Genomic DNA, 25518 nt, shown 5'->3' with positions numbered 1-25518 from the left:
TGCTCCCGTTGGGGCGCGAAGCGCCTCCTGGTTGGGTCGACGCGGTCTTTCAGAAAGGCCGTCGTGGCTGGTTCAGGGGCCGCTTCGCAGCCCAACGGGAGCAAGCTCCCTCGCCACAAAAGCCCTTCATCATCAGGTTATGCGTTCCAGCGGGCGAGGAGAGCTGGCAATTCAGTCAGGCTGCGAATCTCGGCATCCGGGCGTTTTTCGGCCTCCCAGGCCTTGCCCGCCGGGTTGAACCACACCGCCCGCAGGCCCGCCTGCTGCGCACCGGCAATGTCATCCCCGGGATGATCCCCGACGTGCACTGCCGCGCCCGGCTCTACGCCACCGCGCTGCAACGCTTCCTGGAACAATCGCGCATCCGGCTTGGCGATACCGATGTCTTCAGCCCGCAGGGCGAAGTGGAAGTAATCCGCCAGCCCCACACGCTGCACATCGGCGTTGCCGTTGGTGATCACGCCCAGCAGATAGTCGCGGCGCAACGCTTGCAACATCGGCTCGGCCTCGGGAAACACCGTGAGCTGGTGGCGCGCGTGGATGAACGCTTCAAAGCATACATCCGCCATCTGCGCTGCTTCCGGCAACGGGTATCCGGCCTCCTCGAAGGCGTGCTGCAGCACCTTGTGGCGCAACACGCTGATGCGGTATTTGAGTTCGGGATGCCGCTCCAGCACCTGCTGGCGAAGGCTGGCGAACTTCTCCAGGGGCAAGTCGCCCACCTTGGTGGCATGGGTCGCCAGCCACTCGCGCATCGACGCCTCGGCGCTGATGATGACCGGTACGTTATCCCAGAGCGTGTCGTCCAGGTCGAAGGTGATCAGCTTGATGCTCATGAGTCGCTGCCCTTAATGCGTTTGGCCCGTGGATGGGCGCTGTCGTACACCGTTGCCAGATGCTGGAAGTCCAGGTGGGTGTAGATCTGAGTGGTCTTGATGTCAGAGTGGCCCAGCAACTCCTGCACCGCGCGCAGGTCCTGGGACGACTCCAGCAAGTGGCTGGCAAAAGAGTGTCGCAGCATGTGCGGGTGCAGGTTTTGCCCCAGTTCGCGCTCGCCGGCGGCCTTGACCCGCACCTGAATGGCCCGTGGCCCGAGGCGGCGGCCTTGCTGGCTGATAAACACGGCGTCATCCGCCGGGTTGGCCAGGGCGCGCAGGGGCAGCCACAGCAGCAGGGCTTCGCGGGCCTTTCTGCCCACCGGTAACACGCGGGTCTTGCTGCCTTTGCCGAGCACCTGCACCAGGCCATCCGCCAGGTCCAGTTGATCGAGGTTAAGCCCGGTCAGCTCCGACAGGCGCAGGCCCGAGGAATAGAACAGTTCGAGGATCGCCTGGTCGCGATGGGCAAGGAAATCATCTTCCACGGCGCCGTCGAGCAATTGCAGGGCGCGATCCGTGTCGAGGGTCTTGGGCAGGCGGCGTTCGCCCTTGGGCGGCGCCAGGCCGTTGGCCGGGTCGTGGTCGCACAGGCCTTCGCGGTTCAGGTAGTGATAGAGGCCGCGCACCGCCGACAGCAGGCGCGCAAGGCTGCGGGAGGATTGGCCTTGCTGGTGCAGTCGGGCGATCAGGCTGCGCAAACCCTGGATGTCCAGGGCCTTCCAGCTGCTGATGTGATGTTTCTCGCAGAACGCCAGGACCTTGTTCAAGTCCCGTCGGTAGGCTTCCAGGGTATGCGGCGACACCTGGCGCTCGCTGCGCAGGTGAGCGCAGTAGGCGTCCAGTTGTCGTTCCATGGCTAGCGCACCGCGCGCAGGGCGGTGGTGAAGCGTGGCAGGACGCGGCCCAGCACTTCGGCGATATAGCTCAGGAACAGCGTGCCCACCGAGCTCTTGTAGTGCTGTGGATCGCGGCTGGCGATGGCCAACACGCCATGCAAGCCTTGATGACTGAGGGCGACCACGGCGGTAGAGCCGATCTGCTGGCGCTGCTCGGCGCCAAACAGGAAGTCCAGCTCGTGCTCACGCAGGGTGCCGCTGATGGTCTTGCCTTCGGACAGCAGCCCGCCAATGGCGGTCTGGGCGTCGCTGCCACTGACCCAGCGACCCACCGGCATCGGGTTGTCGCTGAACAGGATCAGGCTGACAAAGGGCACCTGGAAGTCCTGGCGCAGGCTGTCTTCGACGGCAATCACCGCTTCTTCCAGGCTGGCGGCGTCCATCAGGGTCAGGACCAGGCGGCGGGTCTTGTCGAACAGGCGGTCATTGTCGCGGGCCACGTCCATCAGCTGCGAGAGCCGATGGCGCATTTCGATATTGCGCTCGCGCAGGATCTTCATCTGGCGCTCCACCAGCGACACGGTGTCGCCGCGCTGGTGGGGAATGCGCAGGGCCGGCAGCAGTTCTTCGTGTTCGACGAAGAAGTCCGGATTAGCCTCCAGATACGCCGCAACGGCTGCGGCCTCCAGACTTTCGCTTGGGGATGCTTTCGCGGGTACTTGAGGCTTATCAGTCATTAGATTTGCTCACTCATAGACGGACCTGTCCTTCGTAGACGCGGGTGGCCGGGCCGGTCATTTTCACCGGTTGGCCGGGGCCTGCCCATTCGATGGACAAACGTCCGCCGGGCAGGTCGATCAGCAGCGGCGAATCCATCCACCCCTGGCTGATCGCGGCTACGGCAGCGGCGCAAGCACCGGTGCCGCAGGCCTGGGTTTCACCGGCACCGCGTTCCCAGACGCGCAACTGCGCACGGGAACGGTCGATGACCTGCAGGAAACCCACATTAACCCGCGCCGGAAAGCGCGGGTGGTTTTCGATCTTCGGCCCCAGTTCATGAACCGGTGCGCTGTTGATGTCATCCACCCGCAGCACGGCGTGGGGGTTGCCCATGGACACGGCGGCCAGGTTGACGGTCTTGCCGTCCACGTCCACCGGGTAGCTCAGCGCCTGCTCGGTGGCCTGGAACGGAATGTCCGCCGGCACCAGCCGTGGGGCGCCCATGTTGACGCCGATCTGGCCGTCGCTGCGAATATCCAGCTCGATGATGCCGCTTTTGGTCTCGACGCGAATCTGCCGCTTGGCGGTCAGGCGCTTGTCCAGCACAAAGCGGGCGAAACAGCGGGCACCGTTGCCGCACTGTTCCACTTCGGAGCCGTCGGAGTTGAAGATCCGGTAACGGAAGTCCACTTCCGGGTTGCTCGGTGCTTCCACCAGCAGCAACTGGTCGAAGCCGACGCCGGTGTGACGGTCGCCCCACAGCTTGGCGTGCTTGGGCAGGATGTGCGCGTGCTGGCTGACCAGGTCGAGGACCATGAAGTCGTTGCCCAGCCCGTGCATCTTGGTAAAACGCAGCAGCATGGCCTTACTCCGGCAGCAGGCTTTCGCCAGCAAACAACTCGGCTACCGTCTCGCGGCGACGCACTTCAAACGCTTGATCACCGTCCACCAGCACCTCGGCGGTACGCCCGCGGGTGTTGTAGTTGGAACTCATGACAAACCCGTAGGCACCGGCCGAGTGCACGGCCAGCAGGTCGCCTTCTTCCAGGGCCAACTGACGCTCCTTGGCCAGGAAGTCGCCGGTCTCGCAGATCGGGCCGACGACGTCGTACGTGCGGCCTTCACCAGTACGTGGCTTGACGGCCGTCACGTCCATCCAGGCCTGGTACAGCGCCGGGCGGATCAGGTCGTTCATCGCCGCGTCGACGATGGCGAAATCCTTGTGCTCGGTGTGCTTGAGGTACTCGACCTGGGTCAGCAACAGGCCGGCGTTGGCGACGATGTAGCGACCCGGCTCGAACATCAGCGTCAGGTCGCGGCCTTCGGTACGCTCGCGCACGGCCTTGATGTAGTCGCTCACCAGCGGTGGCTCTTCATCGCGATAGCGCACGCCCACGCCGCCACCGAGGTCGATGTGGTGCAGGTAGATGCCGCACTCGCCGAGGCGGTCGATCAGCGCCAGCAGGCGGTCGAGGGCATCGAGGAAAGGTGGCAGGCTGGTGAGTTGCGAGCCGATATGGCAGTCGACGCCCAAGACTTCCAGGTTCGGCAACTGGGCGGCGCGGATGTACACGTCCTCGGCGTCGGCAATGGCGATGCCGAACTTGTTCTCTTTGAGACCGGTGGAAATGTACGGGTGAGTGCCGGCGTCCACGTCCGGGTTGACCCGCAGGGAGATCGGCGCGCGAACGCCCATCTCGGCGGCCACCACTTGCAGGCGCTCCAGCTCGTCGGTGGATTCGACGTTGAAGCAGTGCACGCCCACTTCCAGGGCGCGGCGCATGTCTTCGCGGCTCTTGCCGACGCCGGAGAACACGATCTTGTCAGCCTTGCCGCCGGCGGCCAGTACACGCTCCAGCTCGCCCCGGGACACAATGTCGAAACCGGCGCCAAGGCGCGCCAGGACATTGAGCACGCCCAGGTTGGAGTTGGCTTTTACGGCGAAGCACACCAGGCTCGGCGTGCCTTCCAGCGCATCCGCAAAGGAGCGGTACTGCGCTTCGATGTGGGCACGGGAATACACGTAGGTCGGGGTACCAAAGCGCTCGGCAATGGCGGACAGCGCGACACCTTCCGCGAACAGCTCGCCGTCCCGGTAGTTAAAAGCGTCCATGGTGTTCCCTTAGTAAGTGTCGTGCTTGTGCGCTTTGGTCTGCGACGATTGCGCCTGTTCATTCGGGTCTTTGCTGTCATCGGGCAGGTACAGCGGGCCTTTTTGACCACAGGCACTAACGAGGCAAGCGACCGCGACGAGCGCAGCAAGGGAAGAGATCAGGCGCTTCATGGCGAAATCCTTGAATATGCATTAATTGCGCCCGAGTATACCGACGACCCACCAGATTGCCTATGCGCCGCAATACCCGTCCGGCGGGGCTTTGCCGAGTGTGTCGCGATTGCGCTTACATCAATCGAGGATAATTCACACGGCTTCGGGTAATGAAATCGGTATCCTTTGCAATCATGATGGTGCGTCCGTATTGTGCGGCGCTTGAGCGAGACCAGACACTTTTCGAGGTTCCCACAATGAGTTTGACCGAAGCCCGTTTTCACGACCTGGTGGATTCGACCCAGCAAGCGCTGGAGGATATTTTCGACGACAGCGGTCTGGATGTGGACCTGGAGAACTCGGCCGGTGTGCTGACCGTCAAGTTTGAAAATGGCACCCAGCTGATTTTCAGCCGCCAGGAGCCTCTGCGTCAGCTCTGGCTGGCGGCGCGTTCCGGTGGTTTTCACTTCGATTACGATGAAGAAGAAAATCGCTGGACCCACGACACCACCGATGAGCTGCTGAGCGAAATGCTCGCGCGCCTCACCCAGGAACAAGCCGGCGTCGAGCTGGACTTCGACGAGATCTGATCGTGACGCAGCCCGCACCCGTACGCCCGCCCAAGCCGCTGTTCAGCAATGTCAGCCCTGCGGTGCCGTCACCTTGTATCAGTTTATGTCGGCTGGATGAGCACAAAGTCTGCCTCGGTTGCTTCCGCCACGTGGAAGACATCCGTGAATGGCGCTCTGCCGATGATGCGCGGCGCCGCGTGATCGTCGCCCAGGCCGAGCAGCGCAAGGCCTGCGCCTGAGGCCGTCTTGTTTATTTATTGTGCTGTGGTAGTGTCCGGGTACACCTCAACTCATCGAGGTCCGTGAGAACCCCGCCTTTTCCTGGCGGGGTTTTGCTTTTTTGTGCAGAAAAAAGGAGTCTGCCTGAATCATGACCGCACCTTCCATCATCCTCACCCGTCTTGACGTGCAGCGTCTTGAGCAACTGATCGACCGTGTAGGCGAGGCGTCGCCGGGCGTTGAAGCCCTGCAACACGAACTCGATCGCGCCGAAGAAGTGGTTGGCCACGATGAAGTGCCTGCAACTGTCGTGACCATGAACTCCAGCGTGCATTGCCGTGAGCAAGGCAGCGGCAAGGACTACCACCTGACCTTGGTCTACCCCAAGGACGCGAACGCCGACGAAGGCAAAATCTCGATCCTGGCGCCGGTGGGCAGCGCGTTGCTGGGCCTGCAAGTCGGTCAGCACATCGACTGGCCCGCACCAGGTGGCAAGACCCTCAAGCTTGAATTGCTCAGTGTGGAAGGTCAGCCAAAAGACGGCGGCGCGTTTTCTCTTTAAGCCGGGCCGCTTTAAACCTGGTTCAGCGCCTCATTGAGCGCCAGTTCCAGATCAGCCTTGTAGCGCAGGTACAGATTGCTCGGGCTTTGAACATCACCGAGCAGGCCGGACAGGTCCAGATCGGTGATGTAGCAGCGGTAGCGCTCGGCCTCCTGGCGCTGCCCGACGATTTCCTGGGCGACCACCGCAAACAGTTGGTCGCCAAATTCCAGCTCGGAAAACTCCCGTTGATTGCAGTACAAGGTGATGCCCACCTGGCCCGGTGCTGCCTTGCCGATAATCGCCTGCACGTCGTAGAACGGCTTGTTGGCCGGGGTTTGCGGCGCAGGGCGCGGTTCGGCCCGGCGTGCGCGGCCGCTGCCGGACGGCAATAGCTGGTAATACAGGATTTGCACCGCGCCGAGCGGCTGGTGCGGGTCCAGCGGCAGCAGCGCGTCGCGGCGATAAATGATCGATTGCAGGAAACGCTGCAAAGGCACCAACAGGCTTTGCTCGTCGTGAAACGGCAGGCGCTGTTGCCAGAGCGCGTTGAACTCATCCAGCACGTACAGCTCGGCAACCCCGTCGTTGATCCGGTAGAACACCTGCACGCAATCGGGCAGGCCCATGGGCAGCAGCAGCGCCAGGTCATGGTCTTCCAGGGCCATGCTGTCCAGGTGCAGCGGGCTGTAGCTGACCTGTTCTTCGCTGAGGTAGGCGATCAGCGCGTCCTGGGTCGCCAACGACACGTGGTTGGCTTGGCCGGGCGTCAGCTCCATCACGTGGTAGTGCTGTTGCACCTGTACCAGATAGCGGTGGTTCTCCTGGCCCAACAGCAGGTTTTGCGCGGTGTCGAAGATTTCTTCCACGCGCTGGGCAATGAATTGCGCGCGGTTGTGGCAGAAGCAGCGCACCCGCAACCGCGGCAAGTGGTCGACCGGCAATTGATTGAGGTAATCCCGCAGGCAGTCGAGCAGCGCGTGGGGGCCGTCGTAGCGGCTGACCATCACCTCGTTCCAGCTGTTGACGGTGACCTGGTCCAGGGTCAGCACCAGGTTCTCCCGCACGCCCGCGTAACTCAGGGAGTCGGTGCGCTCGGTGGTCATCAGGATGTTCAGGTCGCGGTGGTGCTTGAGCGGGTCGACGCCGACGTTGATCAGCAGCAGCACCTCCTCGGGCACCGCTGAGCGCAGCAGGCGATCTTCATCGACGCTGGCCAGGGGCAGGACGACTGTCTGTTGCAGGCTGCCCAGCAGGTTGAACAGCTCGAACTCGGTCATGTCGCTGGTGCCGGGGTGCAGAGCCAGGCGGGTGCTGCTGTCGATCACGCCGTTGCGGTGGCACCAGGTGAGCATCTCCAGCAGGTCGCGGCTGCGCTTGATCGGCGCAAAGTGCTCCCATTCCAGCGCGGTGAGGCTGCCGTTGTACAGGCCCCAATGGTGCTGGCCGGGCTCTTTGCGGTTGGGCGACTGCACCAGGGTCAGGGTGTCTTCGGCCAGGTCCGGGGCAATGCCGGGGTTGATGAACTCGACCTTGCCGGCCTTGCGCTCGAACGCGGCATAGAGCCGTCGGCCGAGCACATTGAGGTCGCGCTTGTTGATCAGGCTGACGGTCTGTTCGGTGCGCGCAAACTGAGTCAGGAAGCGGTAGCTGTAGTTCAGTTCGTTGACCAGCGCCCGGCGCTCGGAGGCCACCTGGCGGACTTTCCATTGGCTGCGGCTGTCCAGCAGAGCCAGTTGGCGCTGGTCCCAGCCCCACTCATTGGCCAGCCGTTCCAGCAGCAAACGCTGCCAGCGGTCGGTGCGTTGGCCCGCCGTGAGCTTGCGGTTGACCTTCAGGTACAGGGCGCGGCGCACCAGTTCCAGGCGTTCCGGCTCGTTGCGGGCCTTGAGGTATTCCTCGATCCGGCGGTAGACCACGATGTACGGGTCCAGCTCGTCCAGGTCCATCTGGTTGGCAAACACGGCACGCTTGAAGCGCAGGCTCAGGCATTGCACCTTCGGGTGCTCGCTGGCGTAGACCTCGGTCAGCAGGAGTTTGAGTACCGACTTGTAGGGCGATTCGATGCCTTTGAACAATTGCCACAGGCCGGCGCCGATAAATTCACCGGGCGGGATGTGGGCGAGGTGGCCCAGGTCGAGGGTTTCATCGGCGCGGATGAAGCGCTTGGAGATCAGCGCATGGGTGAACTCGGTGTAGCGGGTTTCTTCATACACCGGCACCAGCCACCAGATCGGCGTGCGCCCGGCCAGCCAGATGGCGGTGCGGTAGAACTCGTCCAGCAACAGGTAATGCTGGCTGGTGCCGCAGTCTTCGGAGCTCAGTTGAGTGTCACGCTCGCCCTGCATGAACCGCGTCGGCTCGATCAGGAAGAAGTGCGCCTCGGCGCCCATGCTCAGGGCCCAGGTTTCCAGCAATTGGCATTTTTTGCGCAGCTCGGCCAGCTCGTTTTCGCTGAGGTCGGCGGCGTGGCAGACCCACACGTCCATGTCACTTTGATCGGCCTGGGCCAGCGTACCCAGGCTGCCCATCAGGAACAGGCCGTGAATCGGGCGCGGCGGGTTGCCGTGCCGAGGCTTGTAGGAAAACGTGCGAGTCAGGCGCTGGGCCTCGGCCAGGGCTTGCGCATCGGGTTCAAAATTCGACAGGCCAGCTGGCGTACTACCCGACACATAGCCCGGCAGCAGCGGATGATTGACGTGAAAAAACAGTGGCAGCAGCGTCAATACGCTTTGCTGGCGCGGCGTCAGCCCTTCAACGGCCCGGGCCATGCGGCCTTCGTTCAGGGCCAGAAATCGCGCGCGTAACTGGGCCAGCACCTTGCGGTCGATGCCTTCGTCCAGGTCGGGGCGGATTTCGTGGGTGCGGGTCATGTCGAACTCGGTGGCTCGCAGGGCCCGACGTGGGCGGCCGTTGGGGAGTTTACAGCCAGTAGCGTAGGAGGTTTAGAGGGATTTTGTTTTTGACGCCGGAATTTTATCCCGGGCACGGGACTGCCCGCGGAATCCGTGAAAAGAGGATCCCGTGGGCGATACGAGGTGTCAGGCGGCTTCTTTAGCGGTCGTCAGAATAGTCAGCAGGCTTTGTGCGTGTTCGGCAGCATCCCGGCCGAGGCTGGTGAGGTAACCACCGTCTGGCTGGTCGATCAGGTCTTTATCAAACAGGCGCCGGGCAGCGGCAATGGCAGTGGGAGCGGCAGTCTGATGAACTTTCAGACCTTCCTGGGAGCTGCCCAGGTTGAAGAGTGCAAGGATTTCCAGTTCGGCAACCAACTCAGGGGTATACGACATAAGGACTCCAGACTTTCTAGGAATTTTTAGACGTTAGCAGCCATAAGGTGAACGCACTTTGGCGGCCTGTCCAGTCGGAACTCATGCGGCGTTGATGTAGGGCAGGATTGTGGCCAGCAAGAGTTTGCTGGCCAGCGCGGTGTCGGGCTTATTGCTTCTCGGGCGGCAGCTCGGGCAGTGCACGCAAGGCAGTTTCATACCATTCGGTATTGAAAGCGCGGTCTTCTTCGAGCAGGGCGTCGATTTCGATGGCGAGTACGTGGGCCATCATTTGCAGGATGTCTTCGCGCTCGTAGCCCACCAGGGTCAGCTTGTTGAACGTGGCTTTGGCGGCAGGCGGGTTATCGCTTTCGATCTGGTTTTCGATCGCTTCAATCAAGGTGGTCTCGGCGAACTCTTCTTCGTCGTTGTCGATATCGGTTGGCTCGCTCATGGCAGGCTCCTGGAGGAAAGGGCGCCAGTCTACCCCCATTCACTCGGGTGATGCTGCTGGTCAGGCGCGGCATCCCGATCTATAACCACTGCTGCCAACCCCGTACACGGCCTGGAGGCTTTGTGATGCTCAAGCTTTATGGATTTTCGGTCAGTAACTACTACAACATGGTCAAACTGGCACTGCTGGAGAAAGGGCTGCCCTTCGAAGAGGTGCCGTTCTATGCAGGCCAGACCCCTGAAGCGCTGGCTGTGAGCCCGCGGGGCAAGGTGCCGGTGCTGGGTGTCGAGCAAGGGTTCATCAACGAAACCAGCGTGATCCTCGAATACCTCGAACAGACCCAGGGCGGCCGTTCGCTGCTGCCGAGCGATGCGTTCCAGCGCGCTCAGGTGCTGGCGTTGTGCAGGGAAATTGAGTTGTACATCGAGCTGCCAGCCCGGGCGTGCTTCGCCGAGGCGTTTTTCGGGATGCCGGTGCCGGAGGCGATCAAGGAAAAGTCCAGGACGGAGTTATTGCTGGGGGTCGCATCGTTGGGGCGACACGGCAAGTTCGCGCCGTATGTGGCGGGGGACAGCTTCACGATTGCGGATTTGTATTTTGTGTACAGCGTCGACCTGGCCTGCGCCGTGGCCGGGAAGCTGTTCGGGCTGGACTTGCTGGCTGAGTTGCCGAAGGCCAAGGACTTGTTGGCGCGCTTGCATGCGCTGCCGAATGCCCAGCGGGTGGCGGCGGACAAGGAAGCGGCGATGCCGGCGTTTATGGCGATGATTGCCGCCAAGAAATAAAGACTGCTTTTGTGGCGAGGGAGCTTGCTCCCGTTGGGCAGCGAAGCGGCCCCAAAAATGGGACTGTTGCGCAATCCAACGGGAGCAAGCTCCCTCGCCACAGGTTCAGTGTTCGCCCTTATTTGCCGGGGTACTGACCTTTGGGTTAGCGGCTGGCGAGCAATGCCTGGCCGCGAGCAACGGCCGCCTTCACCTGCGCCGGTGCAGTCCCGCCGACATGGTTACGGGCATTCACCGACCCTTCCAGAGTCAGCACAGCAAACACGTCCTGTTCGATCTGGTCGCTGAACTTGCGCAGTTCTTCCAGGCTCATTTCCGCCAGGTCCTTGCCGCTGTCCACACCGTATTTCACGGCATGCCCAACGATTTCGTGGCAGTCGCGGAACGGCAGGCCACGGCGTACCAGGTAGTCCGCCAGGTCGGTGGCGGTGGAGAAACCGCGCAGGGCCGCTTCACGCATGATGGCATGCTTGGGCTTGAGAGCCGGGATCATGTCGGCAAAGGCCCGCAACGAGTCGCGCAGGGTGTCGGCGGCGTCGAACAGCGGTTCCTTGTCTTCCTGGTTGTCCTTGTTGTAGGCCAGCGGCTGGCCTTTCATCAGGGTCAGCAGGCCCATCAGCGCGCCGAAGACACGGCCGCTTTTGCCGCGTACCAGTTCCGGCACGTCGGGGTTTTTCTTTTGCGGCATGATCGAGCTGCCGGTGCAGAAGCGGTCCGGCAGGTCGATGAACTGGAATTGCGCGCTGGTCCACAGCACCAGTTCTTCGGAGAAACGCGACAGGTGCATCATCGCGATGCTGGCCGCGGCGCAGAATTCGATGGCGAAGTCACGGTCCGACACACCGTCCAGGGAGTTGCCGCCCACGGCGTCGAAGCCCAGCAGTTGCGCAGTGTATTCGCGGTCGATCGGGTAAGTGGTGCCGGCCAGTGCAGCGCTGCCCAGAGGCATGCGGTTGGCGCGCTTGCGGCAGTCCACCAGGCGCTCGTAGTCACGGCTGAGCATTTCGAACCAGGCCAGCAGGTGGTGGCCGAAGGTCACGGGCTGCGCGGTTTGCAGGTGGGTGAAGCCGGGCATGATGGTGCCGGATTCACGCTCTGCCTGTTCCAGCAGGCCTTTTTGCAGGCGGGTGATTTCCGCCAGGATCAGGTCGATCTCGTCCCGCAGCCACAGCCGGATATCGGTGGCCACCTGGTCGTTACGGCTGCGACCGGTGTGCAGTTTCTTGCCGGTCACACCGATGCGGTCCGTGAGGCGGGCCTCGATGTTCATGTGCACGTCTTCCAGGTCGACGCGCCAGTCGAAGGTGCCGGCTTCGATCTCGCCACGGATGGTGGTCAGGCCGTCGATGATGCTGTCGCGCTCGGCGTCGGTCAGCACGCCGACCTTGGCGAGCATCGTGGCGTGGGCGATCGAGCCCATGATGTCGTGGCGGTAGAGGCGCTGGTCGAAGGTGACGGAGGCGGTGAAGCGCGCGACGAAGGCGTCGACGGGTTCACTGAAGCGGCCGCCCCAGGACTGGTTGGTCTTGTCGGTGCTCATGGATTCGCTCGTGATCTGCTGGAAAGAGGGCATGAAAGTGTGGCGCCGATAATAACAGGGTTGCCCCCGGAGGCGATGATGCCGGGGCGCGGCATTTTTATTTGTTTCCAAGATGGCTAAGTGCCTTGCCGCCGGCCTCGCGCAGGACGAGACTGGAGCCAGGACCGAACGGGGGTTTAAAACGTGCGGTCCTGGGCCTGACAAAGCGTGTTTATTGAAACGATATTTGACGATTGAGCAATATCGTCTTCGCGAGCGTCTACAGTTGCACTGATAGAGCGTCGCGCTGACAGAAGGTGCACTGCACCAATGCCAGGCGATGAGGTCGAACTCCAGGCTATCCATTAGAGAGGGGGTGTTCGTATTGTGTATCAGCAAACCCTACGACGATGCCCGAAGGCAGCAGGCTTTGGGCGCGATTGAACAGGTCCGGGTAAATATTGGTGCCACTCTCGGGGCACTTTTTGCCGCTCGCGCTAGTCTTAGCGTGGATCGCCGTGACGGAAGTCACCGCACCTGTCTACGCTATCCTTGTGCGAGACTCACGCAGGAATCCAGCGCAATATGAATGTCCTGATCGTTGATGACGAACCCCAAGCCCGCGAGCGACTGAGCCGTTTGGTCAGTGAACTCGAGGGTTACAGTGTCCTTGAGCCGAACGCCACCAGTGGCGAGGAAGCCTTGGCCCTTATTGACAGCCTCAAGCCAGATGTCGTTTTGCTCGACATTCGCATGCCGGGCCTTGATGGCTTGCAGGTGGCTGCCCGCCTGAGCGAGCGAGAATCGCCGCCTTCGGTGGTGTTGTGCGCTTCCCAGGATGAGTTCTCTGCCGAGACTCTGGACGCCAGCGGTGTCAGCTTCCTGGTCAAGCCGATCAATGCCGATGCATTGCTTCGCGCCTTGAAGAAGGCCGAACGCCCCAATCGTGTCCAGCTCGCCGCCCTGACCCAGCCCGCAGCGCAAAGCGGCAACGGGCCGCGCAGCCATATCAGCGCCCGTACCCGCAAGGGCATCGAGCTGATTCCCCTGGACCAGGTGGTCTATTTCATCGCCGATCACAAGTACGTGACCTTGCGTCACGAGGCCGGTGAAGTGCTGCTCGATGAGCCGCTCAAAGCCCTGGAAGATGAATTTGGCGACCGCTTTGTGCGCATCCACCGCAACGCGCTGGTGGCCCGCGAGCGTATCGAGCGCCTGCAGCGCACGCCGCTTGGGCATTTTCAGCTGTTCCTGAAAGGCCTCAATGGTGACGCCTTGATCGTCAGCCGGCGCCATGTCGCCGGTGTGCGCAAGATGATGCAGCAGCTTTAGCCCGAGGGCTGACGCGAGCTTCACCCCCCATATCCCGGTGCGACGCGGCCAGGGAGGCCCCGCACTTGCTGATTCAAATCAAAGCGCATTAGCCTGAGCTGTTATTATCTGCCGTATCTATTCAGTACGGATTGATCCATGTCCTCTCGCGAAATCCGCATCGCCACCCGTAAAAGCGCCCTGGCCTTATGGCAGGCCGAGTACGTCAAAGCACGCCTTGAGCAAGCCCATCCCGGCCTCAAGGTGTCCCTGGTGCCCATGGTCAGTCGCGGCGACAAGCTGCTTGATTCGCCACTGTCGAAAATCGGCGGCAAGGGCCTGTTCGTCAAGGAACTGGAAACCGCGCTGCTGGAGCACGAAGCCGACATCGCCGTGCATTCGATGAAAGACGTGCCCATGGACTTCCCTGAAGGCCTGGGCCTGTTTTGCATCTGCGAGCGTGAAGACCCGCGCGATGCCTTCGTTTCCAACACCTACGCCTCTCTGGACGAACTGCCGCTGGGCAGCATCGTCGGCACCTCCAGCCTGCGTCGCCAGGCACAGTTGCTGACCCGTCGTCCGGACCTGCAAATCCGCTTCCTGCGGGGCAACGTCAATACGCGCCTGGCCAAGCTGGACGCCGGTGAATATGACGCGATCATCCTCGCGGCGGCCGGCCTGATTCGCCTGGGCTTTGAAGAGCGCATCACCTCGGCCATCAGCGTCGAAGACAGCTTGCCGGCTGGCGGGCAGGGCGCCGTGGGTATCGAATGCCGCACCGCCGACAGCGAAATTCATGCGCTGCTCAAGCCTCTGGACCACCACGACACCGAAATTCGCGTCACCGCCGAACGGGCCCTGAACAAGCACCTCAACGGTGGTTGCCAGGTGCCCATCGCCTGCTACGCCGTGCTTGAGGGCGAGAACCTCTGGCTGCGCGGCCTGGTGGGCGACCCGAGTGGCGGGTTGCTGCTCACTGCCGAAATTCGTGGGCCGCAAAGCGAGGCGACCAGCCTTGGCATCAAAGTCGCCGAAGAACTGCTCGAAAAAGGCGCCGGTGCCATTCTGCAAGCGGTGTACGGCGAGGCCGGTCCGCAGTGACGCAATGGCGTGTGCTGCTGACGCGGCCTGCCGAGGAGTCGGCAGCCCTGGCGGCGACGTTATCCGAGGAAGGTATTTTCAGCAGCAGCCTGCCGTTGCTGGAGATTGAGGCGCTGCCTGTCACGGCTGAACAGCAGGCGGCTTTTCGCGCGCTGGACCGCTATAGCGCAGTGATCGTGGTGAGCAAGCCGGCGGCGCGTCTGGGCTTGCAGTTGTTGGCTCAACACTGGCCACAACCACCCGCGTTGCCGTGGTTTACCGTCGGCGCTGCTACGGCGCAGGTGCTGGCCGACCACGGCCTCGATGTCAGCTATCCCGAGCAGGGCGATGACAGTGAGGCCTTGCTTGAGCTGGCCGCCTTGCGCGAGGCTGTCGCACGGCCCGGGGCGCGGGTGCTGATCCTGCGGGGCGAGGGCGGCAGAGAGCTGCTGGCTGAGCGTTTACGCGAGCAAGGTGCTAGTGTCGACTATCTGGAGTTGTATCGCCGTTTCCTGCCGGATTACGACAGTGCAACCCTGACCCAGTGCATAAACGTGGAACGCTTGAACGGCGTGGTGGTCAGCAGTGGGCAGGGTTTTTTACACCTGCAAGCCCTGGCCGGCGCAGATTGGCCCCTGGTGGCCCGGCTGCCGTTGTTCGTGCCCAGCCCGCGAGTCGCCGAGATGGCGCGTGCCGCTGGCGCGCAAGAAGTTGTGGATTGTCGTGGCGCCAGTGCCGCGGCTTTGTTAGTGGCGTTACGGAGTCATTCCGTTCCCACTCTCTAATACGCAAAGGATGGATACGTGAGCGAAACAGCCTTGCCTAAAGATGAAGCTCAGCCCGCGCTTGAAGCGCCTGTTGAGACCCCGGTCACCGCCCCGCGCCGTGGCAACGGCCTGGCTATCGTGGCCTTGTTGCTCGGTGCTGCTGGCGTTGCCGCCGGTGGGTGGGGGATCTGGCAGGTCCGCGCACTGCAGGCGAGCAGCCAGCAACAGCTGGGCCAAGTGCAAACCCTGGACGATCAATCCCAGAGCCTCAAGCAAAGCCAGCAGCAGCTGTCGGCACGCTTGGGGCAACTGCCAGGCGCTGATGAACTGGAAGAGCGCCGTCGGTTGGTGGCGCAATTGCAGGGTGATCAACAGCGCTTGAGCCAGCGCCTGGAAACCGTGTTGGGGGCCAGCCGCCAGGACTGGCGCCTGGCCGAAGCCGAGCACCTGATTCGCCTGGCCAGCCTGCGGCTTTCCGCCTTGCAGGACATCAACAGCGCTCAGGCGCTGGTCCAGGGCGCTGACGAAATCCTCCGCGAGCAGAGCGACCCGGGCTCCTATGCCGCGCGTGAGCAGTTGGCCAAGAGCCTCGCCGCCCTGCGCAATATCGAACAGCCGGACCGCACCGGGCTGTACCTGCAACTGGCCGCCTTGCGCGACCAGGTCGTGCAACTGGCGGCCATCGCTCCGGAATACCAGCTCCCGGAAGCCGCCAATGAGGGCCGTCCGACCACCGATACGGACAACCGCTGGAGCCAGTGGTGGGAGCAGATCTCGCGGTATTTCCGCATCGACTTCAACCCCGATGACAACATTCGCCCGCTCTTGGCGGGGCAGGGCCTGAACCAGGTCCGCCTGGCACTGAGCCTGGCGCTGGAGCAGGCCCAGTGGGCAGCGCTTAATGGCGAGCCGGCGGTGTATAGCCGATCCCTGGGCGAGGCCCGCAGCGTGTTGCAGGACAACTTCAATCAAGACAACCCGCAAAGCAAAGCCATGCTGGCGCGTATTGCCGAGCTCGAGCCCAAGGCCGTCTCGGTGGTGACGCCAGACCTGGCCGCGAGCCTGGCTGCCGTGCAGGCTTACCTTGACCGTCGCCACCTGTCTGCCGAAGAAGCCAAGGCTTCCGCTGGCAAGCCGGCGACCCAGGAGTAAGGCCGATGAAGCGTTTCTACGTGATCCTGGTGCTGGCGATTGCGATCGCCCTGGCGCTGGCTGTGGGCATTTCGAAACACACCGGCTACGTGCTGATTACCTATCCCCATGTGCTGCATTACGAGTCCGGGCTGTGGTCGACGCTGGTGGCGTTGTTTGCCATCGGCCTGGCGATCTACCTGGTCAGGGCGCTGTTGGGCCTGGTGCTGACCTCGGGTGGTGTGGTCAACCCGTGGTCGCGGCGCAATCGCAGCCGTCGGGTCCAGGTCGCCATCGAGCAAGGCCAGATGGACCTCGCCGAAGGGCGCTGGGCGAGTGCCGAGCGTCACTTGCACCGTGCCGCCGAAGCCGAACGCCAGCCCTTGCTGTATTACCTCGGCGCTGCCCGCGCGGCCAACGAACAGGGGCGTTATGAAGAGGCAGACGGCCTGCTGGAGCGCGCGCTTGAGCGCCAGCCCCAGGCCGAACTGGCGGTGGCGTTGAGTCATGCGCAGTTGCAGGTGGACCGTGGCGACACCGAGGGTGCGCTGGTCACCTTGCAAGCCATGCATGAGCGTCACCCGCATAACGTCCAGGTACTGCGCCAGTTGCAGCGCCTGTATCAACAGCGCGGTGACTGGTCTTCGGTGATTCGGCTGCTGCCGGAACTGCGCAAGGACAAGGTGCTGCCACCGGCCGAGTTGGCCGACCTCGAGCGTCGCGCCTGGGGCGAGAACCTGTCGTTGGCGGCCCAGCGCGAAGAGCAGGGTGAGGCTGGCCAGCAATCCCTTGAACGGGCGTGGCAGCAACTGACTTCGGCCCAGCGCCAGGAGCCGCAACTGGTGCTGGCTTACGCCGAACAACTGCGTCAATTGAGCGCGGACGCCAAGGCCGAAGAAGTGCTGCGTGGTGCGCTCAAGCGCGAGTACGACAGCCACCTGATCAGGCTCTACGGATTGCTGCGTGGCAGCGACCCGGCGAAGCAGTTGAAGTTTGCCGAAGGCTGGCTCAAGGACCATCCGGGCGATGCCAGCCTGCTGCTGACCCTTGGCCGCCTGTGCCTGCAAAACAGCTTGTGGGGTAAGGCGCGGGACTATCTGGAAAGCAGCTTGCAGGTACAACGCAACCCCGAAGCCTGCGCTGAACTGGCACGCTTGCTGGCGCAGTTGGGCGACACCGAGCGCAGCAACCAGTTGTTCCAGGAAGGCCTGGGCTTGCTGGACAAGCGTTTGCTGGCGGCACCGCTGCCGGTGCCGGCGCGGGTTTGACGTAGGAATGAGCGTAAGGGTTGGCTCAGAACTGTCCTGCTGCCAACCCTTCAATATCGCCGAATAGCTGTAGTCAATACGGCTTGTAGTAAACTCCTACGCAGACGAGTGTTTAATCGCTCCACTTCTGACGGGATATCCCTACGCTCTCGCGGAATCGTCTGCTCCGGCGCGTATTGAAAGGGGTAAGGCCTTTCCTCTACCGTAACTACCTATCTCTTGCGTTGCGGATAAACAATGTCTTTGGCCCCCTCACGCTCCCTGTTCCTCCTGGCTTTTTTGGCCGGTGCGCTGACGCTGGGCGCGTCCTTTTACCTGGAATACGCCGCGCTTCTGCGTCCTTGTTTCCTGTGCCAGGTGCAACGCATTCTTGTGGCTGCCTTCACGCTGATCAATCTGGTGGCGGCGATTCACGGTCCCAGGCGGTCCGGGATCTACCTGTATTGGCTGGCGAGCATGGGCTGCGCCGTATTGGGGGCTATCACCGCTGTACGGCAGGTGCTGCTGCAGAATACGCCGCCGGAGCAGTTGCCTGCCTGTTGGCCCGGCCTCGAATACATGATCGAGAACCTGTCGCTTCGGGAGACGCTAGCGCTGATCTTCAAGGGCACCGTCGACTGCGTGGAAATCAACTGGACGCTGTTCGACTTGAGTATTCCCGAGTGGAGCCTGTTGTTCTTCGTCGCCATGTTGATCCTTGGCGTGGCGCAGTTCTCACGGTTGCTGCTGAGCCAGCGTTTTGGCCTTGCTCGGCACTGACAGGTGCCCGCTGGTTGTAGGAAGGGATTAAACACTTGTATGAACTTTCTCTCCTGCGTACCTTGATGCCATAGTCGTGCGGGCATAATCTGGCCCGCACGCGTTATTGAAACAGACTGTTCGATGCACCTTTGCCCGGTGGCCGCTTTAACCTTGAAGTGTTGCGCGGGCAGCGGGCGGCGCCCCTATAGGGAAGAGAGATCATCATGCTGGAAAGTTGTCAGAATGCTCAGGAACGCTGGGGTGGGGTGCACAAACTGATCGATGGTTGGTTGAAAGCGCGTCACGAACTGGTTCGGGCCTTTGATGCTCTCGGTGCCAAGCCCGAAGCGCTAAGCGAGAACCGCAAGCCATTGCAGGAATTCTGCGGCGTACTGGTGGACTACGTCTCTGCGGGGCACTTCGGTGTCTACGAGCAGTTGACCAAAGAGGCCGAGGCCTTCGACGATCAACGTGGCCTGGACCTGGCCGAGACGATTTACCCGCGCATCGACGTCATTACCGAGAAGCTGCTGGCCTTCAATGACCTGTGTGATGCCGGCAAGTGTGTTGCAGAAAAATTCAAAGAGTTGGGCGGTTTGCTTCATGAGCGTTTCGAGCTGGAAGATTGCCTGATCGAAGTGCTGCACAACGCTCACAAGGAAGAGTTGACGGCCAAGGCCTGACTCGCCGCAACACAAAAAAACGGTGCGCATTGCGCACCGTTTTTCGTTGGGGTTCAGGCACCCGCGCCGAGCAATTCGATCTCGAATACCAGCGGCGTATAAGGCGGGATCAACTCGCCAGCGCCGTCAGCGCCATAGGCTTGGCTGGATGGAATCACCAGGCGCCATTTCGCGCCCACCGGCATCTGTTGCAACGCGCTGCGCCAGCCGCTGATCACACTGTCCAGACGAAACCACTGCGGCTGTGTGCTCTTGTCGAAGACGGTCCCGTCGGGTAACCGCCCCACATAATTCACTTGCACGCGATCATCGGCCGCCGGCTTTTTCCCGGTGCCAGGGGCCAGTTCGGTCAGCAGGATGCCGTCTGCCAATTCGCGCACACCACTTTTGGATTTCTCGCTGGCTAAAAATTGTTGCTCGGCCGCGAGTGCCTTTTCACTTTGGGGGGCGCGATTGTCTGGTGCGTTTTGCGCTTCGTGCTGGGCAAGAATCTGTTCGATGCGTGTGTCGTCCAGGGCCAGCGGCTTGCCTTGGTAGGCCTGTTTGAGGCCGTCGATCAACGCCTCCATTTGCAGGCCCGGCATCTCCTGGCGCAGGCGTTCACCCAGGCTCGCGCCCAGGCTGTAGGCCAGGTCGTGGTCATCTTTGGACGGGGATTTCTCGCTCGCGTTGGCCACTGAAAGCGCCACGCTCAACACTAAAAAAAGGTAACGCGACATGGGCGTTCTCCAGCCGAAAGTGCGATGGATTATGCCAGTGTGAATGCTTAAAAAGTGGCGTGGTTTTTCGTTATATCGATAAGAATTTTCGTGCGGTGCAACGCAAGCCAATCGATACTGTCAACATGCCCTAGCGGCGGTAAGAGCAGAGGGCTAGTATGAGCCGCACCCACGTCAGCCAGGAGGTAAACCATGTCGGCCAAACAGAAGCCTGTAAATACCCCGTTGCATTTGCTCCAACAACTTTCGGGCAGCCTGCTCGAACATTTGGAAAGCGCTTGTTCACAAGCCTTGGCTGATGCTGAGAAATTGCTCGCCAAGCTGGAAAAGCAACGCGGCAAAGCTCAGGAAAAACTGCACAAATCCCGTACCAAACTGCAAGGCGCAGCGACCGCTGGCAAAGCCAAGGCACAAGCCAAAGCCAAGGACGCCGTCAAAGAACTTGAGGACTTGCTCGACGCCCTCAAGGATCGTCAATCCGAAACCCGCACCTACATTTCCCAACTCAAGCGTGATGCTTCCGAGAGCCTGAAACTGGCTCAGGGCGTTGGTCGTGTGAAGGAAGCTGTCGGCAAAGTACTGAGCACCCGTGCTCCGGCTAAAGCCGTTGCAGCCAGCGCGGCGAAAAAGCCAGCCAGCAAGGCAGTCGCCGCCAAGGCACCTGCAAAAGCTGCGACCAAGCCTGCGGTAAAAGCACCGGCTAAACCGGCTGCCAAAACGGCTGCTGCCAAGCCAGCCGCTAAAACTGCTGCTGCAAAACCGGCGGCCAAGCCAGCTGCTAAAACTGCTGCCGCGAAACCGGCTGCGAAGCCAGCCGCTAAAACTGCTGCTGCCAAACCGGCAGCCAAGCCAGCTGCTAAAACTGCTGCTGCGAAACCGGCGGCCAAGCCAGCGGCTAAAACTGCTGCCGCGAAACCGGCTGCCAAGCCAGCCGCTAAAACTGCTGCTGCGAAACCGGCAGCCAAGCCAGCGGCTAAAACTGCTGCTGCGAAACCAGCTGCCAAGCCAGCGGCTAAAACGGCTGCTGCGAAACCAGCTGCCAAGCCAGCGGCTAAAACTGCTGCTGCGAAACCAGCTGCCAAGCCAGCAGCTAAACCTGCTGCTGCGAAACCAGCTGCCAAGCCGGCTGCTAAACCTGCTGCTGCAAAACCAGCCGCCAAGCCAGCGGCTAAAACCGCTGCTGCGAAACCAGCTGCCAAGCCAGCGGCTAAACCTGCCGCCGCAAAACCAGCTGCTAAGCCTGCTGCTGCCAAGCCGGCCGTCAAGCCAGCTGCTGCAAAACCAGCGGTCAAGCCAGCCGCAAAACCAGCAGCCGCCAAGCCTGCACCGGCCAAGCCAGCGACGCCAGCTGCAAAGCCTGCGACCCCGGCCGCACCTGCTGCCAGCACCGCAGCGCCAACCGCTTCGGCCAGCAGCACGCCTGCACCGGCAGCGCCAAGCGTCACCCCAACCAGCGCTTCCTAAGTGCCGGTGACTGCGGCGCGCAGCTGATGCAGCGCGTCGTGGTCAAGGTTGGCGGCTTCGGCCGCCAGTCCTTCAAGCCACGCTTGAGCTCCCCCCTCGGCCCTCGGCCAACCCTGCGCCACGTCTTCCAGGCGCGATAAGAGCAGCCGCTCTGCTTCCAGTTCCAAAGCCTTGACCTGTTCCCGCAACGCTCCCAGCTCAGCGTCGTGCTGCGCCATGGCCCGCCATTGCGTGCGTACCTGCCGCAGCGGTTCAACCACCTCGGCCTGCCACGGCCCGGCTATTTGCCGCAGTGCCTGCAAACGCGACGGCTGCGGCGCCACAGCACGTTGCTCCAGCCATAGCCCGCACAACACCAGGCACACATCAGCCCCTTGCGCCTGCAAGCGCAGGCACGCGTCCTCGACGCCCGGGCGGGCGTAAGTCGAGAGGGCAAAGCTCCACAGGTCAGCGCACATATTCACACCCAAGCCAGCGGCCAACGAAGCTGGTAGACTCCGCCGCCATTATGATCCGACTTCAAAGCCTAACATTACAGCGTGGCCCGCAACGTCTTCTTGAAGACGCCGAGCTGACCCTGCACGCCGGTCACAAAGCCGGCCTGATCGGTGCCAACGGCGCCGGCAAATCCACGTTGTTCGCCTTGCTGCTGGGTGAGCTGACGCCCGACTCCGGGGATTGTCTGCTGCCCGCCGACTGGCGCATCGCCCATATGCGCCAGGAGATCGACACCCTCGACCGCATTGCGATCGACTACGTGCTCGATGGCGACCTGCGCCTGCGCCAGGTGCAACACGACCTCGCCGAGGCCGAGAAAGCCCAGGACGGCGCCGCACAGGCCCGCCTGCACTCGGAACTGGACAGCGCCGACGGCTACACCGCCGACGCCCGCGCCCGCAAGATGCTTGCCGGCCTGGGCTTTACCAACGAACAGATGGATCGCCCCGTCGCCGACTTCTCCGGCGGCTGGCGCATGCGCCTGAACCTGGCCCAGGCGCTGATGTGCCCGTCGGACCTGTTGCTGCTCGATGAGCCGACCAACCACCTGGACCTCGATGCGATCCTGTGGCTGGAAGACTTCCTGAAAAGTTACCCGGGCACCTTGCTGCTGATTTCCCACGACCGGGATTTCCTCGACGCCGTGGTGGACAACATTGCCCACGTCGACCAGAAGAAAATCACCCTGTACCGCGGCGGCTACAGCGCCTTCGAGCGCGCCCGTGCCGAACGCCTGGCCCAGCAACAGCAGGCCTACGAGAAGCAGCAGGCGCAACGCGCGCACATGGAAAGCTACATCGCCCGGTTCAAGGCCCAGGCCACCAAGGCCCGTCAGGCCCAGAGCCGCATCAAGGCCCTGGAGCGCATGGAAGAACTGTCGGCGGCCCACGTCGATTCACCGTTCGACTTTGTGTTCCGCGAGTCGGTGAAAATTTCCAGCCCATTGTTGGACCTGTCCGACGCCCGCCTGGGTTATGGCGACAAGACCATCCTTGAAAAGGTCAAGTTGCAGCTCACCCCCGGCGCGCGGATCGGCCTGCTCGGCCCCAACGGTGCGGGCAAGTCGACCCTGATCAAAAACCTCTCGGGCGAATTGCAGCCCCTGGCCGGTCGCCTGGTGCGCGGTGAGAACCTGGTGGTGGGCTACTTCGCCCAGCATCAGCTGGACTCCCTCGACGCCAAGGCCAGCCCGCTGCTGCACCTGCAACGCCTGGCGCCGACCGAACGCGAACAGACCCTGCGGGACTTCCTCGGCGGTTTCGACTTCCGTGGTGCGCGCATCGACGAGCCGGTGCTGAATTTCTCCGGTGGCGAAAAGGCCCGTCTGGCCCTGGCGTTGATCGCCTGGGACCGGCCAAACCTGTTGCTGCTCGATGAACCGACCAACCACCTGGACCTGGAAATGCGCCTCGCGCTGACCATGGCCCTGCAAGAGTTCAGCGGCGCGGTGTTGGTGGTGTCTCACGATCGGCACCTGCTCAAGAGCACGACCGATAACTTCCTGCTGGTGGCTGACGGCAAGGTCGAGGAATTCGACGGCGACCTGGAAGACTACGCCCGTTGGCTGTCGGACTACCGCTTGCGCAACGCGCCGGTCAGCAATACGCCGGTCAACCCGGACAAGACCGACAAGAAGGCCCAGCGCCAGGCTGCCGCTGCATTGCGCCAGCAACTGGCCCCGCACAAGCGCGAAGCCGACAAGCTGGAAGCCGAGTTGGGCAAGATCCACGAGAAGCTGGCGAAGATCGAAACCAGCCTTGGTGACAGCGCCGTGTACGAGCCGGCCCGCAAGGATGAATTGCGCGATTTGCTGGCCGAACAGGCCAAGCTCAAGGTGCGTGAAGCGCAGTTGGAGGAGACCTGGATGGAAGCCCTCGAACTGCTGGAGTCCTTGCAGGCGGAGCTGGAGGCGCTGTCCTGATGGAAGCGCTGCAACTGCCGCTGCCGGCACAATGGGTCGCGCCGATCTGGGTGGCCGTGCAAATTCTGCTGATCCTGCTGGCCGGCTATTTCGCCCAGCGTTTCGTCGCCAAGTGCCTGAACCGGCTGGGGGAACGTTATCCGTTCCCGCCGCAGTTGCTGATGCCCCTGCGCGGCGGCCTGCGCTGGCTGATCATGGGCAGTGCACTGATCTTTGTGCTGGAGCGCCTGGGCGTGTCCGCCACGGTGTTGTGGACGGCGTTGTCAGGGTTTGTGGCGGTGGCGGCGGTGGCGTTCTTCGCCATGTGGTCGGTGTTGTCCAACCTGCTGTGCGCCATCCTGATCTTCACCGTTGGGCCGTTTCGCCTCGGTGATGTGGTCGAGTTGGTGGACACGGTCGACAAGCCCGGCGTCAAAGGCCGGGTGGTCGCGATCAACCTGCTCTACACCACGCTGATCGAAGTCGAAGAGGCCGGCACGGGCAGCGTCATGGTGCAAGTGCCCAATAGCCTGTTCTTCCAGCGCTCGGTGCGCCGTTGGCGCGGCAGTGACGTGCTGCCTTAACCTGTGGCGAGGGAGCTTGCTCCCGGCTTTTTTTGGGGCCGCTGCGCAGCCCAGCGGGAGCAAGCTCCCTCGCCACAAAGGCGCAACCCCAAAATTTTTGTAGCCATTTCTCGGCCGGCAGCGTTAGTTTAGAAACATTCAACAAACTAAGCTCTGAGGTGGGTAATGGCACTCGACACGTGGCTGGCCTTTTTCCTGGCCAGTTGGATCATCAGTCTCTCTCCTGGCGCTGGCGCCATTGCGTCGATGTCCAGCGGCCTGCAATACGGTTTCCTGCGCGGGTACTGGAATGCCCTGGGCCTGCAACTGGGCCTGGCGATGCAAATCGCCGTGGTGGCCGGCGGCCTCGGCGCGATTCTCGCGGCATCCTCCACGGCGTTCTATGCGATCAAATGGTTCGGCGTGGCTTACCTGGTGTATCTCGCCATCAAGCAATGGCGCGCGCTGCCCACCGACCTTAGCGATGACGCGGCGATTCGCCCGATCGGCAAGCCGATGGCGATGATGTTCCGTGGGTTCCTGGTCAACGCCAGCAACCCCAAGGCGCTGGTGTTCATGCTGGCGGTGTTGCCGCAGTTCGTGAACCCGCAGGCGCCGCTGCTGAATCAATACCTGATCCTGGGCGCGACAATGATCTGCGTGGACATGATCGTGATGGCCGGCTACACCGGGCTGGCCTCGAAAGTGTTGCGCCTGTTGCGCACACCGAAGCAGCAGAAACGCATGAACCGCACGTTTGCCGGGTTGTTCGTGGGCGCGGCGGGGTTCCTGGCCAGCTTGCATCGCGCAACGGCGTAACTGACCAAACCGGATCAAACATGTGGGAGATTCTATGGTTGAGGGGCAACCCTCAACCAACCTTTGGTTGGTATTCGCTTTGTCCTTTCAGCAATGCAAATACCACTCGAGCAAGCTTACGGGCCAGCATTACCAGTACCTGAGTGGTGCTATAACCCCGCGCCCGTTGTGCTTGATAAAACTCCTTCCATGCAGCCGTTCGGCTGGCCGCCATTGCTGCGTTGTGCAAAAGACGACGCGCTTCTGAGTCGCCACGCTTGCTCAAGCTGCGACGATTATCTTTCTGTCCTGACTTAGAAACGCGTAAATCCATACCCAAGAAAGCGATAAACGCGTCCGCGTTTCTAAAATCACCGCGTTGGAAGCTGGTAACCAAACGGGCTCCAGTCAAAAAGCCGATACCTTCAACTAACCCTGGGCTTCCAGCGGGTACTGCAGCGTGCCGTTTTCCACGTACAGAGCTCCGGCAAGCGCGAAGTCACAGGGGCCAACGTGCTCGTGGCGATCTTCATTCA

At 62.2% G+C, this 25518-nt stretch carries 27 protein-coding genes and 2 pseudogenes; 16 read left to right on the top strand and 13 right to left on the bottom strand.

The features are described 5' to 3' along the window. Positions 1–137 precede the first annotated feature (137 nt). From P3C29_RS04830 to P3C29_RS04805, 6 genes are read right to left on the bottom strand one after another with little or no spacing between them, the layout of a single operon-like run. Positions 138–836 carry an HAD-IA family hydrolase gene (locus P3C29_RS04830; protein ID WP_275964004.1) on the bottom strand — a complete coding sequence of 233 codons (699 nt, stop codon included), beginning with the start codon at positions 834–836 and terminating at the stop codon, positions 138–140. After that, positions 833–1732, bottom strand: coding sequence for a tyrosine recombinase XerC (xerC, locus tag P3C29_RS04825; RefSeq protein ID WP_010168027.1), 900 nt, complete (start codon positions 1730–1732; stop codon positions 833–835). Before xerC ends, P3C29_RS04830 begins: the two co-directional genes overlap by 4 nt. A 2-nt stretch (positions 1733–1734) precedes the next feature. After that, positions 1735–2451 (bottom strand): DUF484 family protein, encoded by a 717-nt coding sequence (locus P3C29_RS04820; RefSeq protein ID WP_010168025.1) that lies wholly within the window; start codon positions 2449–2451, stop codon positions 1735–1737. A 13-nt stretch (positions 2452–2464) separates the two neighbouring features. Further along, a complete protein-coding gene (gene dapF / locus P3C29_RS04815; RefSeq protein WP_177043743.1) occupies positions 2465–3295 on the bottom strand; it encodes a diaminopimelate epimerase in 831 nt (276 codons plus the stop codon). 4 nt (positions 3296–3299) lie between these two features. Then, positions 3300–4547, bottom strand: a complete 1248-nt coding sequence (lysA, locus tag P3C29_RS04810) for a diaminopimelate decarboxylase (RefSeq protein ID WP_201125680.1) — start codon at positions 4545–4547, stop codon at positions 3300–3302. Positions 4548–4556: 9 nt separating this feature from the next. Then, entirely contained in the window at positions 4557–4718 is a 162-nt protein-coding gene (locus tag P3C29_RS04805; protein ID WP_003208801.1) for a lipoprotein, read from the bottom strand. A 239-nt stretch (positions 4719–4957) separates the two neighbouring features. On the opposite strand from P3C29_RS04805, the gene cyaY reads away from it, so the two are divergent. From cyaY to rnk, 3 genes are all read left to right on the top strand, one after another. After that, complete coding sequence (gene cyaY / locus P3C29_RS04800; protein ID WP_010168017.1) at positions 4958–5290, top strand: iron donor protein CyaY; 333 nt, start codon at positions 4958–4960, stop codon at positions 5288–5290. A 2-nt stretch (positions 5291–5292) separates the two neighbouring features. Continuing rightward, positions 5293–5511 carry a DUF1289 domain-containing protein gene (locus P3C29_RS04795; protein ID WP_010168015.1) on the top strand — a complete coding sequence of 73 codons (219 nt, stop codon included), beginning with the start codon at positions 5293–5295 and terminating at the stop codon, positions 5509–5511. A 131-nt stretch (positions 5512–5642) separates the two neighbouring features. Then, entirely contained in the window at positions 5643–6053 is a 411-nt protein-coding gene (rnk, locus tag P3C29_RS04790) for a nucleoside diphosphate kinase regulator (RefSeq protein WP_010168013.1), read from the top strand. An 11-nt stretch (positions 6054–6064) separates the two neighbouring features. Here rnk and P3C29_RS04785 read toward each other — a convergent pair whose 3' ends face one another. From P3C29_RS04785 to P3C29_RS04775, 3 genes are all read right to left on the bottom strand, one after another. Next, complete coding sequence (locus tag P3C29_RS04785; protein WP_275964003.1) at positions 6065–8905, bottom strand: class I adenylate cyclase; 2841 nt, start codon at positions 8903–8905, stop codon at positions 6065–6067. A gap of 168 nt (positions 8906–9073) precedes the next feature. After that, positions 9074–9322, bottom strand: a complete 249-nt coding sequence (locus tag P3C29_RS04780; RefSeq protein WP_003208812.1) for a TIGR02647 family protein — start codon at positions 9320–9322, stop codon at positions 9074–9076. A 148-nt stretch (positions 9323–9470) separates the two neighbouring features. Then, positions 9471–9755 carry a hypothetical protein gene (locus tag P3C29_RS04775; RefSeq protein ID WP_003208814.1) on the bottom strand — a complete coding sequence of 95 codons (285 nt, stop codon included), beginning with the start codon at positions 9753–9755 and terminating at the stop codon, positions 9471–9473. 125 nt (positions 9756–9880) lie between these two features. Between P3C29_RS04775 and P3C29_RS04770 the strand changes: the two genes are divergently transcribed. Beyond that, complete coding sequence (locus tag P3C29_RS04770) at positions 9881–10540, top strand: glutathione S-transferase (RefSeq protein ID WP_275964002.1); 660 nt, start codon at positions 9881–9883, stop codon at positions 10538–10540. A gap of 145 nt (positions 10541–10685) precedes the next feature. Here the strand turns inward: P3C29_RS04770 and argH are convergent, their stop codons facing one another. Then, complete coding sequence (gene argH, locus P3C29_RS04765; protein ID WP_275964001.1) at positions 10686–12080, bottom strand: argininosuccinate lyase; 1395 nt, start codon at positions 12078–12080, stop codon at positions 10686–10688. 564 nt (positions 12081–12644) lie between these two features. On the opposite strand from argH, the gene P3C29_RS04760 reads away from it, so the two are divergent. From P3C29_RS04760 to P3C29_RS04730, 7 genes are all read left to right on the top strand, one after another. After that, positions 12645–13391 carry a LytTR family DNA-binding domain-containing protein gene (locus tag P3C29_RS04760; protein ID WP_010168003.1) on the top strand — a complete coding sequence of 249 codons (747 nt, stop codon included), beginning with the start codon at positions 12645–12647 and terminating at the stop codon, positions 13389–13391. 138 nt (positions 13392–13529) lie between these two features. After that, a complete protein-coding gene (gene hemC / locus P3C29_RS04755; protein WP_275964000.1) occupies positions 13530–14471 on the top strand; it encodes a hydroxymethylbilane synthase in 942 nt (313 codons plus the stop codon). Further along, a complete protein-coding gene (locus P3C29_RS04750; protein WP_275963999.1) occupies positions 14468–15235 on the top strand; it encodes a uroporphyrinogen-III synthase in 768 nt (255 codons plus the stop codon). The genes hemC and P3C29_RS04750 overlap by 4 nt, the downstream gene beginning before the upstream one ends. A gap of 18 nt (positions 15236–15253) precedes the next feature. Then, entirely contained in the window at positions 15254–16369 is a 1116-nt protein-coding gene (locus tag P3C29_RS04745) for a uroporphyrinogen-III C-methyltransferase (RefSeq protein ID WP_275963998.1), read from the top strand. 5 nt (positions 16370–16374) lie between these two features. After that, positions 16375–17616: a heme biosynthesis protein HemY gene (locus P3C29_RS04740; RefSeq protein ID WP_201125676.1), complete on the top strand. Its 1242-nt coding sequence runs from the start codon at positions 16375–16377 to the stop codon at positions 17614–17616. Positions 17617–17853: 237 nt separating this feature from the next. Continuing rightward, the gene (locus P3C29_RS04735; protein ID WP_275963997.1) at positions 17854–18375 is read left to right on the top strand and encodes a disulfide bond formation protein B; all 522 of its coding nucleotides are present in this window, start codon (positions 17854–17856) and stop codon (positions 18373–18375) included. Between the two features lie 206 nt (positions 18376–18581). After that, complete coding sequence (locus P3C29_RS04730) at positions 18582–19040, top strand: Rsd/AlgQ family anti-sigma factor (protein ID WP_008439329.1); 459 nt, start codon at positions 18582–18584, stop codon at positions 19038–19040. Positions 19041–19093: 53 nt separating this feature from the next. Here the strand turns inward: P3C29_RS04730 and P3C29_RS04725 are convergent, their stop codons facing one another. Continuing rightward, positions 19094–19759 carry an FKBP-type peptidyl-prolyl cis-trans isomerase gene (locus P3C29_RS04725; protein WP_010167988.1) on the bottom strand — a complete coding sequence of 222 codons (666 nt, stop codon included), beginning with the start codon at positions 19757–19759 and terminating at the stop codon, positions 19094–19096. A 192-nt stretch (positions 19760–19951) separates the two neighbouring features. On the opposite strand from P3C29_RS04725, the gene P3C29_RS04720 reads away from it, so the two are divergent. Next, positions 19952–21223 carry an AlgP family protein gene (locus tag P3C29_RS04720; protein ID WP_275963996.1) on the top strand — a complete coding sequence of 424 codons (1272 nt, stop codon included), beginning with the start codon at positions 19952–19954 and terminating at the stop codon, positions 21221–21223. Here the strand turns inward: P3C29_RS04720 and P3C29_RS04715 are convergent. Next, positions 21220–21681, bottom strand: a complete 462-nt coding sequence (locus P3C29_RS04715) for a TIGR02444 family protein (RefSeq protein ID WP_275963995.1) — start codon at positions 21679–21681, stop codon at positions 21220–21222. The two genes, P3C29_RS04720 and P3C29_RS04715, sit on opposite strands and share 4 nt — an antisense overlap. A gap of 50 nt (positions 21682–21731) precedes the next feature. Here P3C29_RS04715 and P3C29_RS04710 point away from each other — a divergent pair, with 50 nt between their 5' ends. The 3 genes from P3C29_RS04710 (at position 21732) to P3C29_RS04700 (ending at position 25003) form a co-directional block, all read left to right on the top strand. After that, positions 21732–23642 (top strand): ATP-binding cassette domain-containing protein, encoded by a 1911-nt coding sequence (locus P3C29_RS04710; protein WP_003208841.1) that lies wholly within the window; start codon positions 21732–21734, stop codon positions 23640–23642. Continuing rightward, positions 23642–24205: a mechanosensitive ion channel family protein gene (locus P3C29_RS04705; RefSeq protein WP_010167981.1), complete on the top strand. Its 564-nt coding sequence runs from the start codon at positions 23642–23644 to the stop codon at positions 24203–24205. The genes P3C29_RS04710 and P3C29_RS04705 overlap by 1 nt, the downstream gene beginning before the upstream one ends. 165 nt (positions 24206–24370) lie before the next feature. Further along, entirely contained in the window at positions 24371–25003 is a 633-nt protein-coding gene (locus P3C29_RS04700; RefSeq protein WP_003208844.1) for a LysE family transporter, read from the top strand. 52 nt (positions 25004–25055) lie between these two features. On the opposite strand, the pseudogene P3C29_RS04695 reads toward P3C29_RS04700, so the two are convergent. Further along, positions 25056–25412: pseudogene (locus P3C29_RS04695) on the bottom strand (transposase); the annotation flags it as partial. Here P3C29_RS04695 and P3C29_RS04690 point away from each other — a divergent pair. Next, positions 25409–25518: pseudogene (locus tag P3C29_RS04690) on the top strand (hypothetical protein); the annotation flags it as partial. The pseudogenes P3C29_RS04695 and P3C29_RS04690 sit on opposite strands and share 4 nt — an antisense overlap.

The sequence above is a fragment of the Pseudomonas sp. 1912-s genome, assembly GCF_029269205.1.
Lineage (GTDB): Bacteria > Pseudomonadota > Gammaproteobacteria > Pseudomonadales > Pseudomonadaceae > Aquipseudomonas.
The sequence above is the reverse complement of the archived record's forward strand: the minus strand, read 5'-3'. Positions and strand labels throughout refer to the sequence as shown.